Source organism: Bradyrhizobium sp. STM 3566, assembly GCF_045571445.1.
GTDB classification, from domain to species: Bacteria; Pseudomonadota; Alphaproteobacteria; order Rhizobiales; family Xanthobacteraceae; genus Bradyrhizobium; species Bradyrhizobium vignae.
The window spans coordinates 6,304,041-6,322,681 of record NZ_CP120692.1 but is presented as its reverse complement, the minus strand read 5'-3'; the positions used below and the strand labels follow the sequence as shown (position 1 = coordinate 6,322,681).

The window sequence follows — 18,641 nt, the reverse complement described above, 5'->3', positions numbered from 1 at the left end:
GACTTTGGGTCGTGGACCCGGGTGCCATTGACACATTGAAAAGCCGCGAGCTCGCTGTGTGTGAGGGGGCGCTCGTCAGGCCGGCGCTGCTTGCCCTTTCGTCACGACCGTGCTCGCGACCGCTGTTCATCGAGGCTGTCAATAAAGATGGTCTCGACGCGCGGATATTCGCTGAGCCGGTGCACTGGTCATTTACGGCGCGGCCCACCATCCCTCATCAGTTAGGCCCATAGCAGCCAGACTTCACAAACAAGATCAAGAGGGGAGATTTCTTTCGAGCAGCCCGCTGCTGCGGATCACCCGGACCGGCTCGCGATTATTGCCCTCACGGCGAGCTATTCGTTGAAGGTACTAGCGCGGTCTATTCAGGTAAGCGCTTTTCCGGTGCGGACAGCAGTGCGCCGAGTACCGCTCGCGCCCATCGCATCAGCGTCGGTCAGATGCAGCAACATAGCGATGTGCGGCAATTTTGGTGTTGGGCGACGCCGCATTGTCGTGACGCCGGTACTTAAAGGTCTCGTTCATTATGCGGACGTGATTCGCCCGCATGAGCCGCCTCAACGCGAAAGTCGCGATTTTGCTCAGGGCCCGCCATCCGCCGTGCGTTTTGCGCGGTCAATCCTCATTAGTGTCGAGACCTTGCTCGCGTGCACCATCGCGTGATCCTGTCGGCGCCCGCAAATCCCAGAGTTTATCCTGTGTATGCTTCAGCGGGGCCGCCAACGCCTGAAAACCCAACTTCACGTCTGCGTAGGCGGCTTCCTTTAAGGCGCAAGCCGCGGGCTCGATCTCATTGTAGGCAGTCAGCGCCGCTGTATAATTTCGATAGAGCGGCATCTGGGCCTCGTTGGTCCAGCCGAGACCGAGATGGTGGAACTGATCAGCCGGAACGGTGACGCGACTTTTGTCCAGTTCCCGGAGGTAGTCAGCTGACCAGTCGTGGATGGTATAGGATTCAATCTTATCCATCATCGACCGCCAGCGCTTGACACGCTCCTCCAGCGGCATGTTGGTCGCTTTCGAAATAGCGTCTGCAATCTCTTCGGGATTGTTTGGGTCAACCAGCAGTGCCTCGTCTTCGCTGAAATCTTCGGCCGACCCAGCAAACTTCGATAGTACCAGAACTCCGGGATCATTTGGGTCTTGGGCCGCGACATATTCTTTCGCTACCAGATTCATGCCATCACGCAGCGGCGTGACGAGACCTACATTTGCGGCGCGGTAAAGACGGGCGAGTGCAGCCTGGCTGAACGAGTCATTCGTGTAGTGGATCGCCTTCCACTCCTCCCTGGCATGTTCAGCATTGACTTGGCTGATCGCATTCTCCACGTCCTCCTTGTATTTCTGATATTCGCCGACATCTGCACGAGAGGACGGCGCGATCTGCAGCAACGAGATGCTGCCAGGTTTCGCGGCTAAAAGGTGGTTGAACGCTTCGACCCTCTTATCGATACCCTTTGTGTAGTCGAGCCGGTCTACGCCGATCGCAAACTTGGCGCCCTCGAATTTCTGCAATAATGACGAGAGTTTTTCTTCCTCTGCCGGGGAAAGCTCTGCCGCAAGAGACTCTGCGAACTGCTTGGGATCGATGCCGATCGGGAATTTTTGGAGCCGCGTCTGGCCACGCTCTGTTGTGACGATGCCATTCTTGCTCTCAAGTCCGAAATAGACCTGCAGGCAAGCCAGAAAATTGTTGAGATCCCGGTTTGTCTGAAAGCCGAGCAGATCGTACTCCAGCATCAACTTCATAAGTTCGCGATGGTGGGGTACGTGCTCGATCATGTCGGGCGCCGGCCATGGCGTGTGCAGAAAGAAGCCGGTCGGCCGATCGATGCCGAGCCTATGCACTTCAGCCGCGAGCGGAAGTAAATGATAATCATGGACCCAGAATGCGTCCCGATCCCGGACGTCGAAGGCCGCTCGCGCTATAAACGCGTTGACATTCCGATAGCTCTCATAATCGCCTTCGGAGCCCGACATCCGCTGGAGCAGGGAGTGCAGTGCAGGCCACAGTGTCGAATTCGAAAAACCTCGATAATAGCCGGGATAGTCCGCCTCTGGCAGGTCTAGCCTTGCCACGTCGCCTGCACCGCTCTTCACCAGCGGCAAGGGCTGGTCCGTCCCATCTCCTCGGGTATCAGAGGAACCCACCCAGAGTGCACCGGAACGTTCAACGACCGGTTCGAGGGCCGCCGCAAGCCCGCCGGTCTGGGGCTTATCAGGGGCGAAGGGGGCAACCCGGTTCGAGATGACGACCAGCTTCATGTCGGGCTGCTGGTTTACGGTGTCGAGGCGGTCCTCCGGGTCGCTTGAGACAACCGCAGCGGAAGGTCCTGCTCCTTCGTGTTGCCCTTGCTCCAGCGGAACGCCGTCCAGGTGCATGTCGAAGGCAATCTGACCTCCACTTTCAGCTTGCTCAGTTGCGCCTGACCTTGCGGTGTCGAACGCGTCATGGATTCGAACCATCTCGTAACTCCCATTGACGATGTTCCGGTTCGATGCACTCGTGGATCGACCGAGATATCTCCACGATGCCAGACTGGCAGGTGCAGCTTTCTGGAAGCTGACAATTCGGCGGGTGAGATAGCCGCACAGATGCCGCTCTGTCGGCGACGCAAGAGCAAGTGATGGCCAAAGAACCTGCACGACGTGATGAGCGGGGTGAGCCTGACACGGAAATCGATTGGCTGGAAGAAAAACGGTAGGCCTATGATCGTTACGACCATCGCGGGCGGGACGTTTTCGTTTTCCTTCAATGACGAGAGCGCCCCCGGATGGAGCGCGCGTTCAGCGCTAAGCTGACGATAGCGCCACGAAAGATGTTCAGGACAGGTATTGTTTAGCCAGACGCACGTGCGCTGCCGTGCGTTGGCTGATATCCAGCTCATCAAAGAGGCCGCTCAGATTGCACACGCTTCAGCTATCTAGTCCGGTGCGGTCTTGTCGCTGCAGCCACATTCACTTGAGCTCGTACCGCAACGACCTGCGCAAAATAGTGAGATCATGCTGGCCGAAAGGTTGCGACTGTCCCTGTCTTGCTCAAGCCATCGCTTGTTTCAGGCGCAACAGATAGGGCGCCAGCCACTAGATGGCGCGGGAAGGCCTACGTAGTGTTCTCTATAGAAATGCTCGAGTGTATTGGCATGCCGGTAGCCTGTGTGACGACACCACTTGAGACCATGATGCTCATGCAGCATCCGAGCGAGGTATTGAGATTGATGCACTTCCCAAACCGCGAGCCAGCATCGCGACTCGGCCATGTTCGGCTGGGCTTTGCATTGGCAGCCGGAATCCGCCGGTCATGTAACGGACTGGCGATGAATGGCTCTCTCATTAATATGATACCCGCTAAGGTTAGACGTTATGCTTTGGAATGATCGTTCGCGTCACTTTTAAGCCGCGGCTCAGCCGGCAGAAGCGACCAGGTGTCGAGCGGGAGTCTTGGAGCCAAGCGCTGGCCTTGCATCGCAGGCGGTCGTGAGTTGATGCAGGACGATTTGGATCCTGAAGAAGAAGGTCAGGCAAATGGACGAGCTCAAAGTGAAGCTGCTTCGTGCCTGATCAGTTGTCGCCGAATGGAGACTTGGAGCGGCGGCTCGAGCGTCGAGCAATCTCACTACCGGTAGATGAAGGCCACCGCGACCCAGCGGCAACCAATCCAATGCGGAGAGCGCCATCGCCCGCATGGCGAAACCATCGTGACAAGAGGGGTCCCGTGGCATTTTCCAGGCGATTGTGGGATCGTTGAAAGAAGGGCGCATGTGTACGGCGGCAAGTTTCGCCACCGGCAAGCCAAGACGCATCGCTCTATGGCGGGTCGGGCGAAGTGATAGCCTCCGTATGGTGGGCGTTTTGTTGATTGCGGTGCGTTCGCTCGGGGGTGGCGCGAGTAACACCACATGCGGGACGGATAACTTGCCCAAATGCGCTTCCTTGAGGATTGTCTTGGGCGCGACACGCGATTGAGATCCGAAGACGAGGAGCCAAAGCGCTGATCTGCGAGCGTCTTCGTGCTTGAAGAAAACACCTCAGGTATCTTCATGCAGGCATGCTCGGATTGATAACCCTGCTCCAGGCTGCGCAAAGGATTTTGAGGCCGCCCTGTTGTTCAAGGTCGATGAAACCATCCGCGGGCTCTGGGTCCAACGCGGCATGTTCGAGGCTCCGCAACTCTTCTGTCAGCGGTGCGCGCGACGAGTGAAGCGAATATCAAAACGTCATCTGGGCTGAAGCCCTGCGGCGAAACTGCAGTCGACGTCAGGATTTTTGTCGCTTGCACGATGCGGCCGCAGCGAGACCAGGCGATACAGAAAACAACCACGTGACCAGCGCAGCGATTCTGGACATCTCTTGCCGGCCGTCTTGATGGCGGGGAGACTCTTCGCTAGATCACAATGGTTCACTATGGAGATGCGGCCGTGGCAATGGGTATTGTGAAGTGGTTCAACCCGACCAAAGGTTATGGGTTCATCAGGCCTGAGGACGGAAGTCCCGATGTCTTCGTGCACATCAGTGCTGTCGAAAAGGCCGGTTACACCACCCTCGAAGAGGGGGCTCGGGTCAGTTATCAGCTCAAGGCCGGGCGTTCGGGTAAGACGTCAGCTGAGGATCTCCGGGTTGGCTGATTTGATCCCCCTGCGGAAACTGCGCTCTGCAAAGCGTGTTCTCGCACCTGTCCGGCGATGCCTTATCATGGCGCGCCGGGCGTTCGGCCTTTGGCCGTCTCTTCTGGGCATGGGCTGTCTCGCAAACCGCTTGAGAGCCTTGATCTTCTGAAGCCGACTAATCGCTGCAGCGAGAGTTACAGCTGTACCACTCACGTCGCAGTACCGCTGTGCAACATATTTCGGCCAGCTAGCCACGAACGGTCCGAGCCGTACGCCCGTGAACACGCCGGGAAGTGTACGTCGCGCACACCTCGTGAGCATGAAGCCGTTAGCAGAACACCGGCCGGATTCCCGGCGGACTATGTGTTTCGTGATACTCTCTGCTGGGCAATACGCAAGACGGGCTGCACTTCCTGTCTCGCTCGAAAAGGCCCTCGCCAATCAAAGAGAGCGGCCCCTCTTAACCAGGGCTCCAGCTTGACGTGCGCGCCGGACTTGAGTGCCGGGTTGGGCCAATTCCTCGCCAAGCGAAATCGCCGCGCAAGTAATCACGGACGCGGCAAAATCACTGACTTCCTCCGCAGTCGCAGTCAGAGCGCCCGGAGTCGTTGCTGGAGAAGCGGACCGCTGGAGCGCATTGATTTTCGCCGCGGCTTGCACGGCGCGGCACCTATGTTTAGGTAAAGTTCTTATCTTCTCGCGCAGCGGCGATCAAATCGACCGCGCTTGTTGATGGCGAGGAATGATTGTCGGAGGAAGCGCGCGTAATCGTCGCTAGCTAGAGCAGGTGTTGATCAGATGGATCAGCTGTCACCCTGCTGCACCTGTGATTGCCAGACGAAGCGAGCATCTCCAACAGCTCCGCAGTACCCAGAGTTTGCGTGGGGAGCTGATCACCATGATCCATGTCGTCGTGAAGTCCCGACGGATTATCAATCGCCTGGTAGGTCATGAATTCGTCATGGAGCAGGCAGCGAAGCTCCGCCGGGTCGATACTCAAGTTCGGTGAGAGGGCCGGACCGTCGTCCGCCTGCGGCGGGCCTTCCGCGCCTGGTGCGCGGCCCCTTGCGGTAATCAGGGATTATGCCAAGCCCGCTGATGAGGCTTTTGTTGCTGGAAACAGCTTTCGCAGGTGGAAGATGATTGCCCCGGGTGCTCGTGGCCAGGATCGCCGGGTCACGATACGCCAGAGGCACTTCCAAGGCGGCGCTTACGTTCTTGTCACCTTGGGGTGATGCCCTCGCACAGGATGGAGCGAGTTGTGATCCACCATGGCTATTGTCTGTCGCTCGGGACTGCAGAGAGTTCGCAGGGGATTTCCAGCTTTCCGTTGTCGACCTCCTCTTCAATGAACCCCGTTTGTATTGAGAGGAGAATTCCCGATCGGTAACTTTGGGGCCGCTCAGCCTCACTTTGAGGGAAATATTCCCGTGCGGTAACTTTATGCCCTCTCCATCGAGTTGATTGAAAGTTCCCGATCGGTAACATTTCCCTGGACATTTGCTGTTTGAACCCCTAAAGTTCCCGTTCGGTAACTTTTGGCGAGAGAGCTATGAACACACCTGCAAGGGGCACTCCCCCCTCGGGCGGAAACGAGGCTCGTGGCGAGACCGGTGTCGCGCGCCAAGCGGCCGAGTTTGCTGCAGCATTCGGTCGCCTCATCCAGGAAGAACGCAAACGCCAGGGCCTCCGGCAGGACGAGCTGGCCATGGTGAGCGGGACAGGAAAGCGCTTCATCGTCGACCTTGAGGCCGGAAAAAGCACTTGTCAGCTTGGGCGTAGCCTACACGTGGCAAACGTGCTCGGGCTGCGCATCGAGGATGTTCTCAAGGACGCCCAAGCCCGCCGCGTGAACACTTCCGAGACACCGGACATTCCCGACAGCGACGAGGAGGAGCCTCATGGACCGTCTTCCGGTCTACTTTGAGACGCGAGAGGTCGGCTGGATCACGGCCGCCGACGAAGCGTCAGCCTTCACCTATGCCGAATCCTGGCGAGGGCTGACTGGCGCCTTCCCTGTGTCGCTCACCATGCCGCTCTCGCGGGCGTCGCACCATGCCTCGACAATTCTGCCATGGGCGGCAAATCTGCTGCCGGAGAACGCAACTCTTGGGACCGTAGGTCATATGCTCGGCAAGTCGCCGGCCGATGTCATCGGTCTTCTTGCCGAGATGGGCCGCGACACCGCCGGCGCGCTCTCCGTCGGACAACCTGGCACCGGTCTCGTCGCCGGCAGATGGCGAGAGATCCCCGACAAGGCCTCGCTCGAGCGCATCCTGAATGAGCTACCCCACAAGCCCTTCCTCGTCGGCGAGGACGGCGTGTCGATGTCGCTTGCCGGTGTGCAAACGAAGCTCGCCGTCGCTGTGGACGGCGATACACTGTACATACCGATCGATGGAGCGCCATCGACCCACATCATCAAGCCCGATGGCGAGCGCTTGCCTGGCGCCGTCCAGAACGAGGCATTCTGCCTGACGCTCGCGCGCATGATCGGAATCCCCACGCCGAACGTGACGACCGGGACGGCAGGCGAACGTAGCTACCTGCTGGTCGAGCGCTATGACCGCCGTCATGACGGCAAGCGGTGGCGGCGGCTGCATCAGGAGGACTTCTGCCAAGCCCTGGGCCGCCCGCCAGCTGCCAAGTACCAGAACAACGATAGAGGTCTAAAAGGACCATCATTGGCCGACATGGTCGGCGTGACCCAGCGCCACATGACAGCACAGCAGAGCGCCCGCTTCGTCGATCTTGCGATCTTCAATCCGATGGTGTGGAACACGGACTCCCACGCCAAAAATTACTCGCTGATGCTATCGGCGCGGGGCGCCGCCATGGCGCCAGGCTACGACATCGTCTGTGCGGCGCCATATCCGAAGATCACCCGCAACATGGCGCAGAAGATCGGCGGGCAGAAGCAGGCTGACCAGCTCGGACGCAACCACTGGGAGCGCTTGGCCATCGACTGCAAGCTCTCTCCAGCGCAGACGGTCCGGCGCGTCTCCGAGATTGCTCAGGCCGTGACGCACCATGCAATGGCGGCAAAGGCCGAGGTCGAAGCCATGCCTGCCGGCGGCGATCCCGTCCTGGACACGGTGGTCGAGGCGGTGATTTCGCGCGCACGCGGCTACCTAGAGCGCCTGAAGCAAGCGGATCCAACGGCGGAAGACGCAGCAGCGTCAGCGCCATAGCAATAGACGCATGTTGCGACGAAAGCCGAGCCCGCCCGCTTCAGCGGCTGAGTGTGGCTGCAAATCTGCGCTCAAGGCGCATGGCACAGCGAGGACTCAATAGAGGACAAAGCAGGACCGAAAGCGCTTCGACGAGCCCTTGAGGACGAGCCGGGAGGCCAGTACGCCCCATCTCTGCACAGGTGAGGGCGAGAGCTACAGCTCGACAGCAGCTCTGTGGCAAGCTATAGACGAACATACAGCGAACAGACCCTTCCAGTTGCGGCAGCCTTGCGATACACCTGACTGAGATATCCCCTCGGCAGATTCTGAGTGTCGGAGTGGCAAGCTGCATCCCTTTTTGGATGATGCCGATTCAGGGAGTGATAGCGATTGTCCTTGTTCCGCCATTTGCATGACGACGCGTTTTTGGCCTTCTCGCGCGATCACAAGCACCTATACGCAGCCTGTCTGCTCGACCTGCATGAACGCTTCTTTTCAGGCGCGCCGTCGTTTCCGACCCCTCAGCAGGTCGTCCATGCCATCTACGACGTCATGCGCGCCAACCCCGCCCTCTGGAATGAAGGCGATGATTTCGGCAGCCTGCCGGAAATGATCTCCGCGGGACGCCGCCGCATCCGGAAGGCCGACGTCGCGCTCGCTTCCGAGAAGGGCGACAAGGCGCTCGGCCTTGCCCGACAATTGTACGCCCGACTGCTCGCCTGGGGATGGCTTGAAGAGGAGGAATACGGGCTTCGCGTTACCGTGGACATGGCTATGGGACCGCTGCTCGTGATCCAGCGGCTCGCGAGCCTCAATAAGGATCTCTCGCAGCGATTCGGCGGCTTGATCGTGCAAATCCGCCTCAACCTGGAGGCCGTCGAAAAACTGAGGCCCGAGATCACCGACCGCAAGCAGCGCGAAGCCGCGCTCGCCCTCCGCGAGGCGCGCAATCAGGCCGACCAGTTCACGAAGAGCCTGCGGGCCATTCTGGCTGACCTGAAGCGCGTCCGACGGACCGTCATGGAGTCGAAAACAGTTGCTACCCGGCTGGAAGCCTTTTTCGAGGAGTTCGTCGACCAGCTCCTGCTGAAGGATTTCGAGTCCATCCTCACCGTCAACCATCCGTACCGCTTCCGCGATGCCATCGTCGATCTCGCGCGGCGGATCTCCTACACCCCAGAAACCATGCAGGTCCTCGCCGAGGAGTACACAGCTTCCAGCATGGCAGCCGACATCGAGGACGGTCGAATGGCCGCGGCCGACGACCTGCTGGCGATCGAGAGCATCTTCGATCAGATCGGGGAGATGTTCGATAGGATCGAGGCCTTCCGCAGGCAGCTCGAAGCCCGGGTCCGCAACACCATTAAGTACGCCGAGCGGGGCGGGCAGGGACTCGTCGGCCGGGCCGGCGACCTGGTGCGGCGCCTGGATGCCCTACTGCGGGACGGCAGACACCACAAGGCGACTATCGAATGGAGCATCGAGCCGCTGCGGTCCCCCTGGTCGGAGCACCATCAGCCCCGGCCAGGCAGCCGCGCCGTCCCGTGGAAGCGAGGGAGCTCGCAGGGCCCCCGTCGGACCCGCTGTACGAACTGCGGAAGAAGCTCCGCCTCGAGTACATCGCTCGCATCGCGCCCCGACCTGAGGATGTCAGACGATTTCTCGAGGGCCAGGTGCCGCCATTCGCGACCAAGGAAGCCCGCTTCATGGAAATCGAGACCGTGGACGACTTTCTCGCCTTCGATTGCGCCCGCCGATATGCGTTAACGGGCGAGGTTCCGGCGCAGGTCGCGGCCGGGTTCGATCTGGAGCCGCGCCCAGACACACCGCCCCACGACAGCGAATGGCTTCGGTGTGCGAACTTCGTGGTCAGGCGATCCGGCCACCTTCGGAAAGCAGACGCTGCCCGTGCTCAGTGAGTTCGAAAACGTCGAGCGCTCCTTCGGCGCGGAAAAGGCAGCCGACCTCCGCAAAGCCCTGCAGTTCCTGCTACGGCGGCAGTTCGTGTTCGCGGGAGATCCCCGGACTGGGACAGTCTACAACACGATCATGGATGGCCGCTTTCGCGACGTGGTCGACGGCTTCTTCGATAGTTGCGGATACCGCGTCCATCGCGATCCGGAGGCGCAGTGGGCCGGCATCGTCGCAATGGACGAGGACGTGCCGCTGCCTCGAATGAAGCTCGACGAAACCATTGTTGTCTTGGTACTGGCGGCATACTGGCAACAGGAGGTCAACGTCGGAGCGGTCGAGGACCGGGCCGTCGTAGTTGCCACTTTGAACGACCTGTTCGATCGCTACCGTGAGATGGCGCAACACGGCGGCGGAGGCGCGATCTCGCCCGCCCGCTTCCGGGACATCCTGCGCGAGGCCGCCCAACGCAGTTTGGTCGAGATCGGTGATTTTGACGACGAGCAGCAGGACTGCGAGATCAGAATCCGCCCGATGATTAAGTTGATCAGTGGCAGCGACGCCCTCCAACGGCTTGAGCGCTACGTCCGTAGCGAGGAGGCGCGGTTTCCGCAGCCTGCAGGAGACGAGGCATGATGGAGCTACGCCACCTGACGATGGTGAACTGGCACCTGTTCGATGTCGCCGACATTGACGTGACAGGACACGTCGGGGTCCTGGGCGAGAACCGGTCCGGCAAATCGACAATCCTCGACATGGCACAGGTCGTTCTCACCGGCGGGAGCCGGCGGTTCTTGCGCCTGAACGCGGTCGCCGGCGACAGCGGAAAATCGCGCAGCGGCTCGAAGCGCAGCGTCGTCGATTACTGCCTTGGGACGCTCGGAGAAGACCAGCGCCGGCGCGACGAGGCACGCACCTATGTGGCGCTAGGCTTCGAAGACAAGGAAGGCGATCGACCGCCGGTCACGATCGGCATGGCGCTTGAGGCGCGCAAGTCCGACAGCAGGGAGACTGTGCTGGCACTGTTCATCGCCGTCGGCACCGTTTTGAGCTCCAAGGACTTCATCGAGCAGCGAGGAAAGTCGCAATTCCCGGCGCAGTGGGAGGACGTGCGCGCCCGGATCGTCGCGGCGGTCGGCGAAGGCAATTTCGTCAATCATCGCGACCGGCCGAGCGACTACGTCCGCGAGTACATGCGCCATCTTCTGCCGCATTCGGCCTATGGCGAGCAGAACGCCAGCGCCCTGCAGAAGTCAATCGTCAACGCGATGACGCTCGACCACAACCAGACGGCCACGCAGTTCGTCCGGAACTATATCCTCGAGGACAGTCCGATTGGCATCAAGGAGCTGCGCGAGTCGATCCAGACATACCGCAATATCAGCGAAACCATCAGAAAGATGCGCCTCAGGCTCGAAGCCCTGAGGGCGCTTCGGGCCGTCCTCGGCACTCTTGAAGAAGCGCTCGAGACCAAGTTCAGGGAGGAGTGGATCGCAAAACGCGCGACTTGGCTCGCGGCGCGCGCGACAAACCTGGACTTCAAGACCAAGCGGCGTACCGAGATGGCGCGCCGGGACGCGGCAGCAAAAGAACTCGAATTCATCGACGACGACGTCAAGGCCATCGATAACGAGATCGAACGCCTCACGGCCGCGATCGCCGAGCACGATGCCAAGACCGGCAGAAAGTCCCTGCAGCAGACCGCCGATGTGGCCGGGCAGGCGGCGCACCGCGCCTCGGCGGACTTCAAAGCTCGTATGGAGAACATCCGTCGCCTGGAGCCGCTCCGCGCGATGTGCGCGGACCGTTTCGAGGACTTCGTTCCTGCGCTTGGGCGTCTTCTGACCGCCACCGCCGGTGCCGACATCGGGCGCGTCTCCGACGAACTCTCCGCGGCCGAGAAGTCCTTCGCCGCAAGCGGCGCGAAATGGCTGCCGAAGATCGACGAAGCACGTCAAACGATCATCGCGGAGCTTTCCGGGCTCCGAGGTCGCCGCGACGAGGTGCTCGAACGGATCCGACAGCACGCCGCCGGAGGGGCGCGGGCCTATCTCGGCGACGACACTGAACTCCTCTGCCGCAGGCTGCGGCGGAGCGGAATGGTCCCGCGCGTGCTCTGCGACATCATCGAAGTCGCCGAACCCGACTGGGTAGGAGCCGCCGAGGCGCTCCTCGGCCGCGACCGGGAAGCCGTGTTCGTGGACAGAGCGGATATCAGCGCCGCCACGTCAATCTTCAAGGAAGGTCGCCGCGAGTTTCGCCATGCATCGCTCGTGAGCCTCAACAAGCTCGAGCAGTTCAGGGCCAAGCCGGAGCGCGGCACTTTCCCTTCGATCTTCCGGAGCCAGGATCCGGACGCGATGGCCTTCATCATGCGCCGCTACGGCACGGTCCGCCTCGCGGACACGCTTGACCAGTTCAACAGACCCGGCCGGGCTATCATGAAGGACGGCCTCTACGACGACGGACTCGTAAGGACCCATCGCTGGATCGAAACCTCGCAACACAAGATCGGAAAGGCGGCCCAGGCGAACGCCTTGCGCTCCCTGCAGGATCAGGCCGAAGAACTGGATCGGCTCCAAACGGAAAAGAGCAAGGAGGCCCACGCGGCAGAGCAGGCCTTTGCCGCTCTGAAGAACATCTGTGAGGGACGTGACGATCTGAAGGCTTGCGCCGCTGCCTTCGCGGCCGCGCAGACCGACATCGCCGAATCCCAGGCGAGGCTCGAAGCGCTCGATGGGGCGGGCGACGGCGGACTTCGCGACAAGAAACGAGCGCAGCAGAAGCTGAAGGAGAAGAGGCTCGATGAGCGAAAGATCCAGCAGAAGGCGTTCGGCGAGCACGACGGTGAGGTCAGATCGGCAGAGAGGAGACTGGGAGAGGGCGAAAACGTACCCGGCTCCGAGCTCAACCTGCGGGTCGCCCGGTCGATCTATCGCAAGATCTTCCCGCTCTACTCCGCCGCCAAGGGCAGGATCGTGTACCGCGAGCGCCTCAATGCCGCAGTCCAGAAGGGGTTCGCCGAGAAGCACCGCGCTATCGCGGACAGGGCGCTGAAGGATGCGGACGCCTCGGACGCAGAGCGCGCCCGCATCGAGCGGCGGGTCCGCGAGCTCCTCTACGATTACTTCGACCAGTTCGGGATGAGCTCGCAAGTCGGTGCGGAGAGCGAGCCGCTGAGGGAGGTGAAGCCCTGGATGGAGCAGCTCATCGCTGATATCGAATCCAACGAGCTGCGCCAGTACGAACGGCAGGCGCGGGAAGCGGCGGAAAAGGCCTCCACCCTGTTGCGCGGCGAGTTCATCAACGCGCTCACAGCCCGGATCGGCAAGATGGAGCGGGAGCTGCAATCGTTGAACCGTAGCCTCTACGCACATCCCTTCCACAACGAGCGTTATTCATTCCACCGCACCCAGGTGGTGGAATTCCAGCCCATCCTGAAGATCATCGAGATTACCAAAACCTCTCCGGAGGCGCTCGATATGCTGTTCCGAGGCGACGTGCCCGATGACTTCCCGCATAAGGATACGATCCTTGCGCTCGAGGCATTGCTCGAGGATCCAGACAAGGACTTCACCCAGTTTGAGGACTACCGCAACTTCTACACCTTCGAGATTCACATGGAGGATGTAGCTACGGGTCGTTCAACCCGCTGGGAGCAGCGGCGCGGCACCGGATCCGGCGCCGAACAGCAGGTGCCCATCTACGTCGCCATCGGCGCTTCGCTGGCCGCCGTCTACGGCAGCGCCGAGCGCCGCACGGGCAAGCCCTCCGGTTTCGCCCTCGCCATGTTCGACGAAGCCTTCTCCAAGATGGACGGCAAGAACCAGCGGCAGATGATGAGCTTCTACAAGAACCTGGGGCTCCAGTTCGTGATCGCGGCGCCGTTCGAGAAGCGGGTCGCCGTGCTCGAGCACATGGACACCATCGTGGAGGTGGACCGCATCGGCGAACAGTCCAGGGCCACAGTGGTGGAACTGAAAGAGAAGGCCAAGCGCGAACTGATGGCCATCGATCCGGATCTGATGTCCGAAGATGAGCTCGCCACCCGTCTGGCTGCCGAGTAGTCATGGCGCGACGTTTCACGGACGCGATCGGCCTGCTGAACGACCTGCTCGACCGCTTCGAGGCCGGCGCCGCAAGCCCAATCGCCCACCCCGACTATGCCGCTTTCTCGTCGGTAGTCGCGGCGGACGCTTTTCTGAAGCAGATCAGGATAGCCGAAAGTGCCGGCGCGGTGTCCATTGGCTGGGGCCGCGGTGCCAAACGAGACCAAGTGGCGCACGTGCGGTTGGCCTCAGCGGAGATCTTATACCGATATCTCGACCGCACCCCGGCGTCACGCATCGCGGAGGACGCCGCCGCGCGGCTTGTAGCCGGCGTGGCGCTGCACGAGTCCCTGAAGAACAGTGGCTCTCAAATCGCAGAGGTGTGGGCGCGGGGTAAGACGTGGCACGGATTCGGTTCGTCCGACGTCGAGACGCTGCGCCACGCATTCGTTCTCGCGCAGGCGATCCTCGATAACAAGCATCTGGACGTCGACTACAAAACTTTCTCGCGACGTACGGTGGGGCACAGCAAGATACTCGAGCACATCGAGGGTGCCGTGGTCCGGCTTTTGAGCGGCATAATGGACTTTCCGCCTGGCGCCCGCCCCCGCGAGGCACTGCGCGCGATCGGACTGGAGCGCTTCGCCCCGCCGCTGCTGATCGCGGGCAAGATCGACCTTGATGGAGCCGACCTGTCCGGTATCTCTCCGCGTTATCTCGGGATCAGTCCCAACGAAGCAGATCGCGTCCGCTTCCGGCAGCCGCCGGCCTACCTTCTGACGATTGAAAACTTCGCAAGCTTCAACCGGCACATTGCCGAGGCGGACCCGGGCCGATTAGGAACGACCATGTATGTCGGCGGGTACCCCTCGCTTGCCACCCAGCAGGCGCTGCGGACCATCGCAGGATTGGTATCCGAACAGACGCCGATCTTTCATTGGTCGGACATCGATCCGGACGGCACCTGGATCTTCCACACCATCGAGCGCGCCGTCGATCGACCGATCCGTCCCCACCTCATGAGCGTCGAAGTCGCCGAGCGCTTGGGACAAGTGCCCTTCAAAAAATCGGCACCCGCTCGATGTCCACCGAACTCCGGTATCGCGGCTCTGGCAGTGTACCTGGCGGAAGATGGAGCCAAGACGCTCGAGCAGGAAGAACTCGATCCAGTCCTGCCAGATCTTCATTAGAAAATGCGCGCGGATCAACGCGGTGCCGATCCCGATGAGCTTGCTCGGTCGACGACCTCCGTCGGCCTTTGTGAACAACACCTGCGTTCCGCAGCGCGAACGCAATGAGTAGGGTGGCTCCTTGCCGTGCTTCGGCACAACCCACCAATCAAAAATGGTGAGAGCATTCTCGCCGCCGCACGCAAAATCTTCTCTATTGACCGCTGCAATCGTGAGCGCTGCTGTGGACGTCGTGGTTGTGGCTTCGGATGTCTCGTTCAAGACGTGGTTTGTTCAAACGCGACAACAGCACCGGAAAACCGACATCGTTTCTTCATAAAACGCTCAGCCGGCATTGGCATGCCGGTTGCTTGAACATGTGACCAACCACTTCTGACTGTGATGCTCGTTCAGCATTCGGGCGAGGTATTCAGATGAAACTTGCACGCTTGATCAGTGGCGGAGGTCTCCTGATGCGCTTTCCAAACCATGCGGCTGCGCCGCGAACTCTGCCATCTTCGGATCGCGCTCCGGTTTGCTGGGCAGAATCCGATTGTCTTGTAAAGGGCGCGCCGAATGGCGGTCCTCAACAAGATGGTGCAGGCCAACGTAAAAGCGTTATACCTCAGGACCATTGGTTGCGTCACTTTTGGCTGGGGCTCAAGCGCGGGCATCTGCGAGATGCCGAGTCTGGGTTTGAAAGCTAAGCGGCGGCGTTGAATCGGCGCTTTGCAGATGGTCAATGAGCTGATGCAGGACGATTGGGATCTCGAGAAAATAGTCAGGCAACAGGACGAGCTCAAGGTCAAGCTGCTTCACGCTCAATCGGTTGTCGCCGAATGTAAGGCAGAATTGGCGGATCTGGAGCGAAGGCTTGAGCGTCGAGCGGTCTCACCGTCGATAGATGAATGCCAGCGCAACTCTGCGGCAATCAATTCAATAGGTAAAAGACGACCGCGCACATCCTCAAGCGTCGATGATCCTGTTGATCAGAATGCTGGTGCGGCGTTTTCGAGTCAATCATGGGATCGCTGAAAGCTGCGCGCCGGACTTGGCGGCGAACGTTTTTGTCGCGGAGTTGGTGAAGATTTCGAGGCGCATAGGGTTGCGAGCCCGGCGGACGTACCGGACAACGGGGGGCAGCCCTGTCGAGAGGCTCGTCTTTTTGGTTGCCCGCGGTGCGTTGGCCAGAGATGCACGCACATCCGGACGTAGCGCCGCGTCTTAGGCTAGAGCCTCCTGTTTTGGGGGCTGCTCACGTAGATGTTCTGAGGGAATGTCAAAGCTCTCCACCTTGAGCCAGCCAGTTCCGTTTTGTCCTTCTTAAGGTCTTTCAATTTACCGCCAGACGTGTCTGGAGCGCGAGGGGGCGCTTCAATGACACGATGGTCCGCTATGGCATGCGGGTCACGGGCGTGTGCTGACCGCGGGAGCCGACCATGTCTCATCCGACATTGCATGGAGGATGACGAGAACTCGCTGACTATGTTCGCAAATGATCACGATGCCATCCGAAAGAGGGCAGGCACTTCAGTCACCTAAATTCGTGAGAACCCAAGAAAAGGGTTCCCGGCGAATGCGATCCGGGGCCGGCCGTAGCCTCGTCAGCTTCTGGAAAGCTTCTCCGAATACGGACTGACCTGGTGATCCTTGGTTGAGGAGGCTGGCATGGATTCGCACGATTTCGCCATATCCAATGCCGCACCTCCGCCAGAGGTACAGCACGGCGTTCCGGACGATCAACCGAACCAGACGGGAGCAGGCGCCTTTGAGCAGCAACTAGATGCGGCGCGCGCGGTCGATTCCGCTGACCTTGCCTGGCGCCGCGGCCGTAAACCGCCGCCGAATGTGTCGCGCGCGGATTTTGATTACATTCACGAGATGATGAGCGGCGTCAGTGCTCGCCGAAAACTGTCGCCGTTGACGGCCGAGAAGTATACTTTAATGCTTTACAAGCTGGCGAATTACCTCGGCGAACGGGGCCAGTCGCTCGAATCCAGTGATGATAGTGCACTAAATCAGCTCTCTGACACCGTGTTCAGGGAGAATAAGCACGTAGGTATAGCTTTGCGGGCGCTTCAAGAACAGCGCGGAGGTTCGCCTGTAGTCAGGGTCAGGCGCGCGCGTGCCGCCACTTCGATGAGTACTGGCCGCACACGTGTTGCTCCAACTAAAGTTGATGCGCCGCTTATCGAAAGCGTCATAGACGAAGGTATCAAGAGCAAGCACTGGGCGCCAGCTACCGTCCAGCATCATGACACCACCCTTCGCAAGCTGTCGAACAGTCTCGCCGAGCGCGGCGAGACGCTTGCTGGAACAAGCGATGAGGCGCTGCACGACTATGTTAAGGAAGCCTTCCCGAAGAACTGGAAGAGAATGACAGGTTCGCTCTGGGCCCTTCGCGAGCATCGAGGGGGCTTGGCCCGTTCGGAGCATGGCTCTTCCTCATCAGTCGGCCCTGACCAGGCCAAAAGCAGCGCCGCCGCCGGCTCGCCAAGGTCGGATGTCATCCCGGAGGCGCTTTGGCGTCTCCTCGATGATGACGATGGCCACGAGCCGTCCGTCATGGCCGAGGATCCCGAACTTCTGAGGCAGGAACAGGAGCTTCGCGACCAAATCGACGGCGGGTGGGATGATCAATCCATCCTTCTGTCGGCTTTCACGGGTCGAGAGCAATTCATTTCGGATCCAGAGGATCTCACGGACCGCCCGGCGAAACGCAGGCGAGCACTGGAGAGCCAATCAGTGCATTCGCCGGTCTCCGTCGATCCAGGGGAGCTCACGTTGGACGCCCGGCAGTTTGCTCCCGCGGAGCCTTCCCAGTTCTTGGCTAGTGAGTCTGCGCAGTTGGATCCGGATCCGCTGGCCGATGAGCTCGCAGCCCCGGCAGATCTAGACGCCTTTACTTTCGCGCCCCTGCCGCTTTCTCCGGGGGAGCTGTCGCGGCTGTTGGATATTGAACCCACGACGTCGCAGCCACATCGGCTCGCACAGGAGGCCGCAGGCTCGCTAGATCCAGAACCTTCTGTCATCGCTCCAGCGCCCCTTTCGCCTGGGGAGCTTTGGCGACTGCTGGGTGATGAATTCACACCACCGCTGCCGGATCGGCTGTTCGATCAGCACTCCGGCTCGACAGATCCAAATCTTTTCAGTTCCGATTCCTTACCGCTTTCTGCGGGGGAGCTTGGTCGACTGATCGATGATGCGCCTGCACCGGGCGGAGTGGACCCGTCCTCCGGCCACATGCCGTCGATGGCCAATACCGCGGCGCGGGAACTCGAGTACCTGCCATTCTCAACAGGCGAGCTCCGTGGACTGCTGGACCATGGGCCGGTGTCGTCCGACCTAGATCATCAGGTCGGCGATCTGCCGGTTAGGGCTGATCCAGATGCATTTATTATATTCAACGAGGGGCAGATGTCGCCAGGAGAGCTTCGGCGACTGCTTGAACATGAGCCGGCGTCCTCCGATCACGCGCCTCGCCGGTTGTCCAGCGATTATTAGAGGACACAAGCCATTGTCGCAGACGCTCCGAACTCGCTATCGCGACCACCTGAATTCCCGAAAAAGCCAACGCCGCGTTTAGCTCATATCGAGCGCGTCGCCCGCAAATCGGGACCAGTTGGGCACTCAATCAGTATGAGAACGCTGAGAATCTGTTTGGATTTGGAGATCGCACAACGATTTCGTTTTCGCGCATAGGCAAGGTGCTACTGCGCGATCGCAAGTCCA

Annotated in this window: 9 protein-coding genes and 1 pseudogene; 9 read left to right on the top strand and 1 reads right to left on the bottom strand. The window is 60.4% G+C overall.

The window, feature by feature from the left end:
• Window positions 1–615: 615 nt before the first annotated feature.
• Entirely contained in the window at window positions 616–2,466 is a 1,851-nt protein-coding gene (locus P6U27_RS30265) for a trehalose-6-phosphate synthase (protein WP_407193045.1), read from the bottom strand.
• Window positions 2,467–4,418: 1,952 nt separating this feature from the next.
• Between P6U27_RS30265 and P6U27_RS30260 the strand changes: the two genes are divergently transcribed.
• The 9 genes and pseudogenes from P6U27_RS30260 to P6U27_RS30220 all read left to right on the top strand — a co-directional run bounded on the left by P6U27_RS30260 (window position 4,419) and on the right by P6U27_RS30220 (window position 18,413).
• A complete protein-coding gene (locus tag P6U27_RS30260) occupies window positions 4,419–4,625 on the top strand; it encodes a cold-shock protein (RefSeq protein ID WP_209294768.1) in 207 nt (68 codons plus the stop codon).
• Window positions 4,626–6,159: 1,534 nt separating this feature from the next.
• Window positions 6,160–6,534, top strand: coding sequence for a helix-turn-helix domain-containing protein (locus P6U27_RS30255; RefSeq protein ID WP_407193044.1), 375 nt, complete (start codon window positions 6,160–6,162; stop codon window positions 6,532–6,534).
• A complete protein-coding gene (locus tag P6U27_RS30250) occupies window positions 6,509–7,798 on the top strand; it encodes a type II toxin-antitoxin system HipA family toxin (RefSeq protein WP_407193043.1) in 1,290 nt (429 codons plus the stop codon). The genes P6U27_RS30255 and P6U27_RS30250 overlap by 26 nt, the downstream gene beginning before the upstream one ends.
• 372 nt (window positions 7,799–8,170) lie before the next feature.
• Window positions 8,171–9,699, top strand: a pseudogene (locus P6U27_RS30245) (Wadjet anti-phage system protein JetA family protein).
• Window positions 9,689–10,327, top strand: coding sequence for a DUF4194 domain-containing protein (locus P6U27_RS30240; protein WP_209294812.1), 639 nt, complete (start codon window positions 9,689–9,691; stop codon window positions 10,325–10,327). The pseudogene P6U27_RS30245 and the gene P6U27_RS30240 overlap by 11 nt, the downstream one beginning before the upstream one ends.
• A gap of 59 nt (window positions 10,328–10,386) precedes the next feature.
• Window positions 10,387–13,758: an SbcC/MukB-like Walker B domain-containing protein gene (locus tag P6U27_RS30235; protein ID WP_407193042.1), complete on the top strand. Its 3,372-nt coding sequence runs from the start codon at window positions 10,387–10,389 to the stop codon at window positions 13,756–13,758.
• A 2-nt stretch (window positions 13,759–13,760) separates the two neighbouring features.
• Window positions 13,761–14,930 carry a Wadjet anti-phage system protein JetD domain-containing protein gene (locus P6U27_RS30230; protein WP_407193041.1) on the top strand — a complete coding sequence of 390 codons (1,170 nt, stop codon included), beginning with the start codon at window positions 13,761–13,763 and terminating at the stop codon, window positions 14,928–14,930.
• 714 nt (window positions 14,931–15,644) lie between these two features.
• Window positions 15,645–15,944, top strand: a complete 300-nt coding sequence (locus P6U27_RS30225) for a hypothetical protein (RefSeq protein WP_407193040.1) — start codon at window positions 15,645–15,647, stop codon at window positions 15,942–15,944.
• Window positions 15,945–16,577: 633 nt separating this feature from the next.
• On the top strand, window positions 16,578–18,413 hold the full coding sequence (locus P6U27_RS30220) for a hypothetical protein (RefSeq protein ID WP_407193039.1): 1,836 nt from the start codon (window positions 16,578–16,580) through the stop codon (window positions 18,411–18,413).
• Window positions 18,414–18,641 lie beyond the last annotated feature (228 nt).

Bases quoted from the DNA above. Each gene is read 5' to 3' on its own strand.
- P6U27_RS30265 (WP_407193045.1), bottom strand. From the start codon at position 2,466: ATGGTTCGAATCCATGACGCGTTCGACACCGCAAGGTCAGGCGCAACT.
- P6U27_RS30255 (WP_407193044.1), top strand. From the start codon at position 6,160: ATGAACACACCTGCAAGGGGCACTCCCCCCTCGGGCGGAAACGAGGCT.
- P6U27_RS30250 (WP_407193043.1), top strand. From the start codon at position 6,509: ATGGACCGTCTTCCGGTCTACTTTGAGACGCGAGAGGTCGGCTGGATC.
- P6U27_RS30230 (WP_407193041.1), top strand. From the start codon at position 13,761: ATGGCGCGACGTTTCACGGACGCGATCGGCCTGCTGAACGACCTGCTC.
- P6U27_RS30225 (WP_407193040.1), top strand. From the start codon at position 15,645: ATGGTCAATGAGCTGATGCAGGACGATTGGGATCTCGAGAAAATAGTC.
- P6U27_RS30220 (WP_407193039.1), top strand. From the start codon at position 16,578: ATGGATTCGCACGATTTCGCCATATCCAATGCCGCACCTCCGCCAGAG.